The organism is Nostoc sp. NOS(2021), from assembly GCF_017115025.1.
Lineage (GTDB): Bacteria > Cyanobacteriota > Cyanobacteriia > Cyanobacteriales > Nostocaceae > Nostoc.
Genome location: NZ_JABXKM010000108.1, coordinates 1 through 10886 on the forward strand (window position 1 = coordinate 1; position 10886 = coordinate 10886).

Annotated in this window: 11 protein-coding genes; 6 read left to right on the forward strand and 5 right to left on the reverse strand. The window is 42.7% G+C overall.

Translation table 11 applies throughout. The features are described 5' to 3' along the window. Positions 1–51 precede the first annotated feature (51 nt). Positions 52–978 (forward strand): shikimate dehydrogenase, encoded by a 927-nt coding sequence (locus HWQ41_RS13495; protein ID WP_292763435.1) that lies wholly within the window; start codon positions 52–54, stop codon positions 976–978. A gap of 357 nt (positions 979–1335) precedes the next feature. Beyond that, positions 1336–2538, forward strand: coding sequence for an alpha/beta hydrolase (locus HWQ41_RS13500; protein WP_292763437.1), 1203 nt, complete (start codon positions 1336–1338; stop codon positions 2536–2538). A 174-nt stretch (positions 2539–2712) separates the two neighbouring features. Here the strand turns inward: HWQ41_RS13500 and HWQ41_RS13505 are convergent, their stop codons facing one another. Continuing rightward, the gene (locus HWQ41_RS13505) at positions 2713–3345 is read right to left on the reverse strand and encodes a hypothetical protein (RefSeq protein ID WP_292763438.1); all 633 of its coding nucleotides are present in this window, start codon (positions 3343–3345) and stop codon (positions 2713–2715) included. A gap of 155 nt (positions 3346–3500) precedes the next feature. Here HWQ41_RS13505 and HWQ41_RS13510 point away from each other — a divergent pair, with 155 nt between their 5' ends. Both HWQ41_RS13510 and HWQ41_RS13515 read left to right on the forward strand, forming a co-directional pair. After that, on the forward strand, positions 3501–4100 hold the full coding sequence (locus tag HWQ41_RS13510; protein WP_292763439.1) for a Uma2 family endonuclease: 600 nt from the start codon (positions 3501–3503) through the stop codon (positions 4098–4100). A 182-nt stretch (positions 4101–4282) separates the two neighbouring features. After that, positions 4283–4714, forward strand: a complete 432-nt coding sequence (locus HWQ41_RS13515; protein WP_292763442.1) for a biotin carboxylase — start codon at positions 4283–4285, stop codon at positions 4712–4714. A 154-nt stretch (positions 4715–4868) separates the two neighbouring features. On the opposite strand, the gene HWQ41_RS13520 is transcribed toward HWQ41_RS13515, so the two are convergent. From HWQ41_RS13520 to upp, 4 genes are all read right to left on the reverse strand, one after another. Then, positions 4869–5669, reverse strand: a complete 801-nt coding sequence (locus tag HWQ41_RS13520) for an Rpn family recombination-promoting nuclease/putative transposase (protein WP_292763443.1) — start codon at positions 5667–5669, stop codon at positions 4869–4871. A 104-nt stretch (positions 5670–5773) separates the two neighbouring features. After that, a complete protein-coding gene (locus HWQ41_RS13525) occupies positions 5774–6025 on the reverse strand; it encodes a YggT family protein (RefSeq protein WP_292763445.1) in 252 nt (83 codons plus the stop codon). Positions 6026–6152: 127 nt separating this feature from the next. Further along, entirely contained in the window at positions 6153–6506 is a 354-nt protein-coding gene (locus tag HWQ41_RS13530; protein WP_292763450.1) for a hypothetical protein, read from the reverse strand. Positions 6507–6581: 75 nt separating this feature from the next. Further along, positions 6582–7232 carry a uracil phosphoribosyltransferase gene (gene upp, locus HWQ41_RS13535; protein ID WP_292763446.1) on the reverse strand — a complete coding sequence of 217 codons (651 nt, stop codon included), beginning with the start codon at positions 7230–7232 and terminating at the stop codon, positions 6582–6584. Between the two features lie 366 nt (positions 7233–7598). On the opposite strand from upp, the gene crtH reads away from it, so the two are divergent. Both crtH and HWQ41_RS13545 read left to right on the forward strand, forming a co-directional pair. Then, entirely contained in the window at positions 7599–9089 is a 1491-nt protein-coding gene (crtH, locus tag HWQ41_RS13540; protein WP_292763447.1) for a carotenoid isomerase, read from the forward strand. A gap of 182 nt (positions 9090–9271) precedes the next feature. Further along, positions 9272–10630 (forward strand): serine hydrolase, encoded by a 1359-nt coding sequence (locus tag HWQ41_RS13545; protein WP_292763449.1) that lies wholly within the window; start codon positions 9272–9274, stop codon positions 10628–10630. Positions 10631–10886: the final 256 nt, after the last annotated feature.

The window sequence follows — 10886 nt, forward strand, 5'->3', positions numbered from 1 at the left end:
GGGGAAGAAATGACAAATGACAAATGACAAATGACAAATGACAAATGACAAATGGCTAAAGAAAGATTGATTACAGGCAAAACTAAACTACTAGGGGTAATTGGACATCCGGTGGAACATTCACGATCGCCAGTGATGCATAATGCCGCGTTAGCGCAGCTCGTCGTTGGCGAAGCCTCTCGTAGAGAAGACATCGCTCATTTAGGATTAGATTACGTTTATCTTCCCTTTCCCATAGCACCAGAGAATCTAGAAATAGCGATCGCAGGTTTCGCAGCTATTGGTGTTGTCGGTTTTAGTGTGACAATACCTCATAAACAGGCAATCATACCCCTACTCTCAGAAATTACACCCCTTGCTCAAACTATCGGAGCAGTGAATACTGTTAGCCGCCAAAATAATCAATGGGTGGGGACAAACACAGATATAGAAGGATTTATCGCCCCTTTGCAGACAACATATAAGCAGGATTGGAGTCAGAAAGTAGCGGTAATTTTGGGTAATGGTGGTGCGGCTAGAGCAGTTGTCGCAGGTTGTCATCAACTAGGTTTTGCCAAAATTTATGTGTTGGGGCGCAATGTGCAGAAATTACAAGCATTTTGCGATAGTTGGAGTAATTCACCTATAGAAGAGAATTTGCAAGTCGGTACATGGGATGAACTAGCAAAATTAATTCCTCAAGCAGATTTGCTAGTAAACACAACCCCTATCGGGATGTATCCCAAGGTTGATGAGTCGCCTTTGAGTGTAGAGGAAATAGCGAATTTACCAACGGGTGCGATCGCCTACGATTTAATATATATTCCTAAACCAACGCAATTTCTAGAGCAAGCAGAAAAACAAGGTGCAATTGCGATCGATGGATTAGAAATGCTAGTTCAACAAGGAGTAGCAGCATTAAAAATTTGGTTGCAGCAGGAAACTATACCTGTAGAAGTGATGCGCCAAGCGTTGAGAGAGGATTTGGGCTTAGGTTGATGAACAAATAATTTCAAAGGGCGGTTAGAAACCGTGTTTACACAAGGCTTTACCCACGGAGGTGGGTTTCAAACACTCAATTTTTTCTTAGTCCGCGCAGGCGGACTTTGTTTGTGTAGCCGCGAATTCCATTCGCCAGGGCTATAGCGCCTCTGTGTTGAGTCCAATACAGACCTAACCCCCAGCCCCTTCCCTACAAGGGAAGGGGAGTAAGATTCAAAGCCTCTCTCCTTTTAGGAGAGAGGTTTGGAGAGAGGTCAGAGTGTATTGCATACAAACGAAAAACGCTATATTGCCAACCTGAGCATTTGCGAATAAATTGTACTTCTTTGAGTCGTTATTACCGCACTTTAATCTATGTTTGCTAAACCCAAAATACTTTTATCATGGCTTGCATTATTACTCAGTTTTGCAAGTCTATTTCTTAGTTCTTGGATTATTCTTCCGGCTCCAAATATGTTTTTACTCACCCTAGCAGTGGGAGCGCCAGAAGTCAGCCCTTGGTTATTGTTATTAAATTTGCTCTCTTTATTACTTTCTTTTTTCTACATTCGTCGCCGTCAACTACAACGCCTAGCTTGTATTTTCAGTTTGATAGGATTGCTAATTTGTGGATGGCTGCTAGTGAATATTCCACTAACTCAAATACAGATGGCTAAAGCGATGAAACAAGGGTTAGGAACAAATTATCTAGAGCAAATTCCAGCCCAAGTAAGCACTAACATGCAAACCTATCCCTTTAACTTAGTTAATTTCCTCCGGGGTATTCCATTAGGTAAAACGCGTCATCAAAAAGATATTCTCTTTGCTTCTCCTGCGGGAGTGCCCTTAAAGATGGAAGTTTACCAACCCTCAGAAGTAGGGAAATATCCAGCAGTGGTAGTAATTTATGGTGGAGCTTGGCAATATGGCAATCCTCATGCCAATTCCGAGTTTAATCAATATCTTGCTAATCATGGATATACCGTATTTGCGATCGACTATCGACACGCACCTAAATATCGGTTTCCATCTCAGTTAGATGATGTGCGTACAGCCCTAAATTTTATTCGCAAACATGCAGCTGAATATGAAGCCGATCCTGAACGTATGGTACTTTTAGGACGTTCTGCGGGAGCGCATCTAGCAATGTTAGCGGCTTATCAACCGGATGCACCACCGATTCGTGGTGTGGTGAACTATTACGGGCCTGTTAACTTAACTGAAGGATACAAAACACCACCAAATCCCGATCCCATCAACACCCGCGCTGTTTTAAAAGCATTTCTCGGTGGTTCCTTAGAAGAATTGCCTAATCAGTATAAAATTGCTTCACCGATAAATTACCTGACGCACCCTTTACCGCCAACTTTATTAATTTACGGTAGCCGTGACAATTTGGTAGAAGCGCGATTTGGCAGAGAAATGTATGAACGTTTACATGACTCTGGTAATACTGCGGTTTTTCTAGAGATTCCTTGGGCAGAACACGCTTTTGATGCCGTTTTCAACGGTGTGAGCAATCAATTAGCCTTGTATCATACCGAGAGGTTTTTGGCTTGGGTGTTGTTCAAACAATGATTTTATTAACATACACTTAAATTTCAAAACGTAGACAAAGTTCCTCAATCGCTTTATCTCAGGATTGACGCGTGCTTCTAATCGATCTGTCTGTTGCAAGGTGTTATCACTCAATAAAACACAAATATAAGTCTATACGGCATTATGCCGTATCTATTAAAAATATTTCAATATCTACTTTTGAGGCCAGCGCCAATTATAGCGATTCCATTCGTAGATGCCTTGAATTTCATACTCAGCGCCATTGAAGAAGCGGACGACGCAATTAGTAGAGGAATCATCGCGTAGGCGTAGCCCGTCGTAGACATCGCAAATTTCCTCGACCTGAATCACCATACAGGGAAACCATTCGCGCTTACAAGGCCCATCTTCTTGCACCCATTCCCATAGTGCATTGGAAGCTTCAATGCGATCGCCTACTCTCAGCTTTAGTGCATCCTCAAAATAAGAATACTTATCAAAATGACATGACTCAACACGATTGAGCCACTGTAAACCATAGCGTTTGCGAATGAATTGTACGGTTCCAGAGTCATTTTCCAACAGCCAGTCGTTGAGTAATTGCACTTTCCAAGTGCGGTTACGTTGTTCTTCATCCTTAACAAACTGTAAAAATGCTTCTAACTCCTCTGGGGTAAGTTCGTCTAAGGGATTAGCAATATTTGACACCCGATAGGGCGAATTTCCCTGAATTTGCTCGACCACTTGCAGTAATATCTGTTTCTGCGTGTCAGTGAGAGGACAGCTTGCTACATCACAACGATTAAAAGCTGCAAGTATAGCTGTTTCAATCTCATCTGGAGTCATAAGTTAATATGAATTGAGGGTTTATTTCCCTAATTATTACAAATGTTAAATTGAAGTTCCAAAAGTATTGATTCAGACTCCTGAATTCAGGAGTCTGAATTCTTCATCAAATTTTCTAGTGTTGACCTACTTATCACCTAGTTAAGGAAATTGCCATGACTCAAACTCAGCATCCCACAAAACTCCTGACTTTTGAGGAATTTCTGGCTTATGACGATCGCACTGATACGCGCTATGAATTAGTGGATGGGGAGCTAATAGAGATACCAACTGAAAGCCAGGAAAACTGTGATATTGCTAAATTTCTGCTCTTGGAGTTGGCAAAGCATTTTCTGATCACCTTGCTGGCTTATAAGGACATTGAAGTTGAAGTTAGTGGGCGGCGAGCAACCTGTCGGCTACCGGATCTGGTGGTGCATACGGAAGAGTCGAAAGCGGCTTTGATTGGGAGTCCCCGCCATCTGATTACCCGCGATATGCCCCCGCCGGCGCTGGTGGTTGAAGTCGTCAGTCCCGGAACTGAGAACCGCAGCCGCGATTACCGTTACAAACGCACGGAATACGCAGCTAGAGGCATTACCGAATACTGGATTGTTGATCCGGAGTTAAAACAAATTACCGTTTGTAAGTGGGTGGAGGGACAGTATGAGGATACGGTGTTGAAGGGTACGGCGACCATTGCATCAGATGTAGTACCCGATTGGGAATTGATGGTGCAGCAGGTGTTTGCAGTTGCGAATCAATCAGGGAAGTAGAGAATAGGGAGTAAGGGTATGTTGTAAGCTGAGGTTATACAGCAGAATTCAGGAGTCAGAATTGGTGAATTCCGAAGTAAAACACGCTTTATACTTGGCTTTGAGACTTAGCTTGTGTACTTCACCTTCCTTGAAATATGCTGTAAGTTAAATAATTATTAAATTAAGTCACGGGGTCTTTTATGCGGTTGCGCTCACTCACGGTCGTTTTTATTTCCTGTCTCATCACCTTTCTATCGTGGGCGATCGCTCCCCCAGCTGTAGCCCTGACACAGATTAAACTATTTGATGTTTCCTATAAAGATTGTCCACCAGAACTAGCACAAGGGGCTGTTATCAGTAGTGGTAGCGCCGCTGCCAATTGTTTTATTGTCATTGGCAAAGCAGAAAATGGCACTAATAAAACAGTCTACGACGCAGACATTTTTGGACGCATCTATGATGCCAATAATGACTCGGTGATGCAAAACCGCACTCGCTTAGGTTCTATTGTCGAGGTACCACCAGGTATTAGCGATTTTGAATTGAGAATTTCTGTACCTGCAAATCAGCCTACTCCGTTGAAGCTAAAGCAGTTCAAGGCTGCCGGGTTTAGCGGTCAAGTACGTAAGTAATAAATCTTAACTTTTCCCGCTAGAAGTCCCGCACTTTATCCAAAAATTCAGTGTCGGGATGAATAGGGGACAAATACGAATAGTCCCTTCACAAAATGTAGCGTGTAGCGATGCTCCTTTAATAGTAGTAAAATCCTACTTTATAAGTAGTTTTCTAAGTAATAGATTTCCTAATGATTTCAACGTCTAATTCTAATAATTCTGCTATTTCCTGAATACTTAGCCCTTTTTGTACTAATTTAGTTACTAGTTCTAACTTTGCTTCTTTTTTTGCTTCTAACTTTGCTTCTTCTTTTGCTTCTTCTTTTGCTTCTTGATAAACTCTAGTTTGTTTCAGTAAATTTATATTCAGCATAGTTTCTATCTCCTCTCGGTTAAAATTGGGAAACTTGTAAACAATAATCTCTTCTATAAATTCTAAAACTTTTCTTTGGATAAGAACATCGGCTAATTCCAATCTAGCTTTGTCAATTAACTGTTTAGCAAGTTCTGGAGCTTTATTGTTAGTTTCTACAACCAATCGGACAATCCCTACACCCAGAGATTCTTCGGCTAGTACCTCAAGTTCATCCAGATAAAAGCAGCGTAAATGAGGCTCTAACAAGGCACGATAACGTAAAGGACAGGATGTTTCATTGCTGTGCTTATCATAAATGACTATTGCATACCATTCAGAAGTGACTGGCTTATATTGAGAAAAGTAAAGGAAAATACTTGTAAATAGACGGTCATAAAATTCTTCATCTTTGTAAAACTGAACTTCTACAAAATAAAGGGGTTCATTCCCAAATCCTTCTAGAGGAGAAAATACCCCATCTAAACGAAAAGAACGTTGTTTAATTTCTGGTGCAATAAACTTATAAGCATTGGTATTAGTATTAGATTGACCAATAAGTTCAAATAAAATACTAGGAAATTCTTGAAATATATCGTAAAATATAGCGTCAGTTTTCAATTATTGCATCCATCATTATCCTTGACATTGCATAAGTCTGAGCTGGTTAGCCCAGACCTAAAATTCATTAGTTGAACATGGAGCAAACTGCAAATTCTGTGTTATCAGACGGCTTGCAGACCACCACCTACTATTTGAAGCAGTATAATAGCTAACATTGGAGAAAAATCCATACCGCCCAATGGGGGAATAATTGAGCGGAACAGATTCAGATAAGGATCGGTTATCTGGCTCAAAGCGGCAAATGGCTGGTTATACCAGTTGATATTGGGGAACCAGGTCAATAAAACCCGAATAATTAGCAAAAGAGTATAAATCTGGATGAAAGTAGCCAGAGTGTTAATTAGAAGGTACATGGATTTGTTGGTTTCCTACTAAGTGTCAAACGCGGTCTTATCTTTTAATTTTAATTTAGTCGATGTCATGGTGTTTGCGGATTCCACATTTACCACACTTGACACTTTCACCACGCCTAAACAAATCTTAGGAGTCTTTAGTGAGGGAGCGGTCATTGCTTGCTTGGGGTGAACCGCCATTAACATTTCCCAGTTGCTTCCGCACTTCATCAATTGTGGCATTTAGCTGGGCAATTTTATCTTCTAGCGATCGCCGGGCCGTTTCTATACCGATACTCTCACTTTCTGAGGCTTTCATCTGACGTCGCTTTACTGCTATTTTCTTAGCTTCGGCTTGGCTATCTGTCAGTTGTGTGTCCTCCTCTGCTAGCAATTCTGGCTCGCGTCGAGAAGCAATCAGTGCCCCGATAACGCCGCCAAATACGCCACCAACAAACGCCCCTGCTAAAAAACCACTGGTAAAACCATCTCGCTGACTCATATCTTTACCGCCCTCAACAAACCTTGCAACTTTTACAGTAGTTATGCTATTTTCCTGCCCTAGCTGCATACTAACTTAAGTCCCAAAGATGCGATCGCCTGCATCTCCCAATCCCGGTACAATATACCCCTTGCTGTTCAGTTTTTCGTCAATAGTCGCGGTGTAAATTATTAAACCTGGATAAGCTGCACTCAGTTTTTGCAAAGCTGGTGCAGCCGCCACTACACACACAATCCGGGTTAGGGCTGGATCAGCACCCCGTTGTGTCAATTCTGCCATTGCCGCCATAATCGACCCTCCAGTTGCCAACATGGGATCGGTAATTAACACTCGTGTTTGGGGGTCAAATTTTTCTGGTAACTTGTTCAGATAACAATGAGGTTGCAGTGTCTCTTCGTCTCGCGCCAAGCCCAGATGATAAATCGATGCTAAAGGTAATAAAGTCTGCGCTCCCTCAAGCAATCCTAGTCCAGCCCGCAGAATCGGCACTACTGCCATCGGCACTTGCGGATCAATCACAGTTGCTGGACAGATATCTAAGGGACTCTGCACCGATGTTTCTTGGGTTGGCAACCAGTCTCGCGCAGCTTCATAAGTCAGCCATCTTCCCAACTCAGTCATGGCACTGCGAAATAATACTGAAGGTGTGCCTGCATCACGGGCAACTGCCAGCCAGTGTTTGATCAGAGGATGGGGTGGAACGTAAACGCGCAATTGTAGCGTCATAGCCAGAAATAGGCGCCTTTTTGTTGTATAAGAACTGAAACACCATGATACTCTTTCCTGCATCCGGCTGACAGCTAAAAATTAACACTCTCAATTTTATTGATAATCTTTTTTATTACTAGTTGACATAAATTCTCAATCAAGGCTATATTCTTATAAAGTGTTCTCCTCTCTTTTAAGGATCGGCAGACGGGATTAGCCAGCAGTAGCAGGTTCGTCCCTCTTTTTTTTGATTAGTCATTGGGCATTGGTCATTAGTCATTGGTCATTGGTCATTAGTCATTGGTCATTAGTAAATATTGATTGACTCTAGACAAAAGACAAGGGACAAATAACAAAGGACAAATGACAAAGGACAAATGACAAATGACAATTGATGCGATCGTGATTGGGTCTGGGATTGGCGGATTAGTAACAGCGACCCAGTTAGCGGCGAAGGGGGCGAAAGTGCTGGTACTGGAACGTTATTTGATTCCAGGTGGTAGCGCTGGTTATTTTGAACGCCAAGGTTATCGATTCGATGTTGGGGCATCAATGATTTTTGGACTGGGACAAAACGGTACTACCAACTTACTCACTCGTGCATTATCGGCTGTAAATGTCAGCCAAGAAGCGATCGCCGATCCGGTACAGATTCACTATCATCTACCCCAAGGTTTAGACCTGAAGGTTGACCGGGTTTATGAAAAATTTTTGCAAAATCTTACTGCTCATTTTCCCCATGAAGAACAAGGGATTCGTCGCTTTTATGACGAATGCCAAAAAGTATTCAAGTGTCTCAACAGCATGGATTTGCTGTCGCTGGAAGAACCTCGGTATCTACTGCGGGTATTTTTCCAACATCCTTTAGCGTGTCTCGGTTTAGTTAAGTATCTGCCCCAAAATGCGGGAGACGTGGCGCGGCGTTACATCAAAGACCCGCAATTATTGAAATTTATCGATATGGAATGTTATTGCTGGTCGGTGGTTCCATCAGACATGACACCAATGATTAATGCTGGGATGGTCTTTTCTGACAGGCATTATGGCGGAGTTAACTATCCTAAAGGCGGAGTCGGACAAATTGCCCAAAAACTGGTGGAAGGTTTAGAGAAGGCTGGAGGTAAGATTCAGTACCAAGCTAGAGTCACGAAAATTCTTATAGAACAGGGAAAAGCGGTAGGTGTGCAACTGGCTAATGGTGAAGTATATCGGGGTAAACGCATAGTTTCTAATGCTACACGCTGGGATACATTTGCACAATTACTACCAGCAGATGAAATGCCAGATAATGAGAAAAAGTGGCAACAGAATTATCAAAAATCTCCCAGCTTCTTGAGTTTGCATATAGGGATAAAGGAGTCAGTTTTACCTACGGGAACAGAGTGTCACCATATTTTGCTAGAAGATTGGGAAAAGATGACAGCCGCAGAAGGCACAGTTTTTGTTTCGATTCCCACATTGCTTGACCCAGATTTAGCACCAAATGGATATCACATCATTCATGCCTTCACGCCTCACTGGATTGATGATTGGCAAGAACTTTCTCCAAGTGAGTACGAAGCGAAGAAAGAAGAGGCGGCTTGGCGAATTATTGACCGCCTAGAGAAGATTTTTCCAGGTTTAGATGCCGGATTGGATTATTTAGAAGTAGGGACACCGCGCACCCATCGCCGCTTTTTGGGTCGTGAAGATGGCACTTATGGGCCAATTCCCCGGCGTAAGTTGTGGGGGCTATTGAATATGCCCTTTAATCGTACAGCTATTTCAGGACTTTATTGTGTAGGGGATAGTACCTTTCCGGGTCAAGGGTTGAATGCAGTCGCTTTTTCTGGGTTTGCTTGCGCCCACCGGATTGCTGTAGATTTAGGATTTTAATGAAACCATATCTTGGGCGGGCAAGATGCCCGCCCCACAAGAAATGTACAATTTCAGATTATGCAAACTAGATTTGGTTTAGCTTATAAGCACATTATTTACAAAACTTTTCAATAATTGTGCTTTAATTGTGAGCGGCTTTTGTTTCTCAAGAATCTTCCTCACACACAAAACGCTCACCGATGCTCCTCACACACAAAGAAAACATTTTAAAATTTAGCTGGCTTTTACCCAGCTTCTTAAGTTTGTTCCTGTTTGGCTCCACTGTCAAAGCTGCTGCGATGCCTGCGGCGGGCGTAGCCATCGCAAATTGGCATTTTGATAGCAATCGCAATCATCTGGACTTTACCACAGATGAGAATGTTCAACCGAAAGTACAATTACTTACCAACCCGACTCGTTTGGTAATTGATTTGTCTGGAGTTACATTAGGATATCCACAGACTAGTCAAAGAGTAGGGTTAGTAATTCAAAACATTCGCATCGAGCAGTTTAACGCAGAGACTACTCGGATGGTAGTTACTTTAGCACCCGGTTACACCTTTGATTTAGCACAGGTGAAACTGCAAGAGGAATCCCCTAATCATTGGTCTGTGCAGTTACCCAAGCCAGTACCACTGACTGCAATCCAGCCGAAATATCTAGAAATAACTCCGAGTATTTCTCCAACAGTGAGTGATAATAGCACTCTGTTTGCTGGCGTGGTTCCGATGCATTCGCCGATGAAAGCGCTGGAACCTCAAATTAAAGCTTTGATGAGTCGCTACAGTTTTCTGAAAACAGGAATGTTTTTCCTGGATTTGGATACTGGGGATTATTTGGATATTGGAGGCGATCGCGTTTTCCCGGCTGCAAGTACAATCAAACTACCAATTCTCATCGCCTATTTCCAAGATTTAGATGCTGGTAAAGTCACCCTTCAGGAAAACCTAACCATGCGGCGTGACTTAGTTACCAATGGTTCTGGAAGTATGCAGTATGAACGAGTTGGGAAAAAATACACAGCTTTGGAAACCATCACTAAGATGATTACCATTAGTGACAATACCGCCACCAACATGATTATCGATCGCTTAGGTGGAGCGGCGAAACTAAATCAGCGTTTCCGTAGTTGGGGACTGAAAGACACAGTAATTCGCCATCTTTTAGCTGACTTGAGAGGAACCAACACCACAAGTTCTGAAGATATGGCGCGGGTGCTGGCTTTAGTTGTGAATAACAAGTTAGTTTCCTCGCAGAGTCGGGAGCAAGTTTTAGATATTCTGCGTCACACCACAGTTCGCACACTGCTTCCCGCCGGTTTAGGAAAAGGTGCTATCATCGCCAACAAAACTGGAGATATCGGCTTTCTCATTGGCGACGCGGGATTTATTACTATGCCCAATGGTAAGCGCTACTTGGCCGCCATCTTCGTCACCCGTCCGTATAAGGACACCAGAGGGAGAGACTTTATTCGTCAAGTTTCCCAGCTTGTTTACAATTACCTGAATCAGCCGAATCCGGTGGCTGCGGTTAATTCACTTAACAGTGCTACTAGGTAGTAGCGTAATGGGCGGTTAGAAACCGCGTCTACACAAACAAAACCCACCTCCGTGGGTTAAAAAATCTTAATTTGACCTTAGTCAGCGGAGGCGGACTTTGCCTGTATAGCCGCGAATTCCATTCGCCCAGGCTTACAGCAGTTTTCATGTATTTGAACCACATCTGTCGTAGGGGCACAGAAAAAGCTCATTGGTGTCAACTTAACGTGAAACCCTTGTCAAGAGGTGATTTTGAATTCATTCTCTTACCATCAAG

Excerpts from the sequence above, each read along its gene's own strand:
- HWQ41_RS13495 (WP_292763435.1), top strand. The coding sequence starts at position 52 with ATGGCTAAAGAAAGATTGATTACAGGCAAAACTAAACTACTAGGGGTA.
- HWQ41_RS13505 (WP_292763438.1), bottom strand. The coding sequence starts at position 3,345 with ATGACTCCAGATGAGATTGAAACAGCTATACTTGCAGCTTTTAATCGT.
- HWQ41_RS13515 (WP_292763442.1), top strand. The coding sequence starts at position 4,283 with ATGCGGTTGCGCTCACTCACGGTCGTTTTTATTTCCTGTCTCATCACC.
- HWQ41_RS13545 (WP_292763449.1), top strand. The coding sequence starts at position 9,272 with ATGCTCCTCACACACAAAGAAAACATTTTAAAATTTAGCTGGCTTTTA.
- crtH (WP_292763447.1), top strand. The coding sequence starts at position 7,599 with ATGACAATTGATGCGATCGTGATTGGGTCTGGGATTGGCGGATTAGTA.
- HWQ41_RS13510 (WP_292763439.1), top strand. The coding sequence starts at position 3,501 with ATGACTCAAACTCAGCATCCCACAAAACTCCTGACTTTTGAGGAATTT.
- HWQ41_RS13530 (WP_292763450.1), bottom strand. The coding sequence starts at position 6,506 with ATGAGTCAGCGAGATGGTTTTACCAGTGGTTTTTTAGCAGGGGCGTTT.
- upp (WP_292763446.1), bottom strand. The coding sequence starts at position 7,232 with ATGACGCTACAATTGCGCGTTTACGTTCCACCCCATCCTCTGATCAAA.
- HWQ41_RS13525 (WP_292763445.1), bottom strand. The coding sequence starts at position 6,025 with ATGTACCTTCTAATTAACACTCTGGCTACTTTCATCCAGATTTATACT.
- HWQ41_RS13500 (WP_292763437.1), top strand. The coding sequence starts at position 1,336 with ATGTTTGCTAAACCCAAAATACTTTTATCATGGCTTGCATTATTACTC.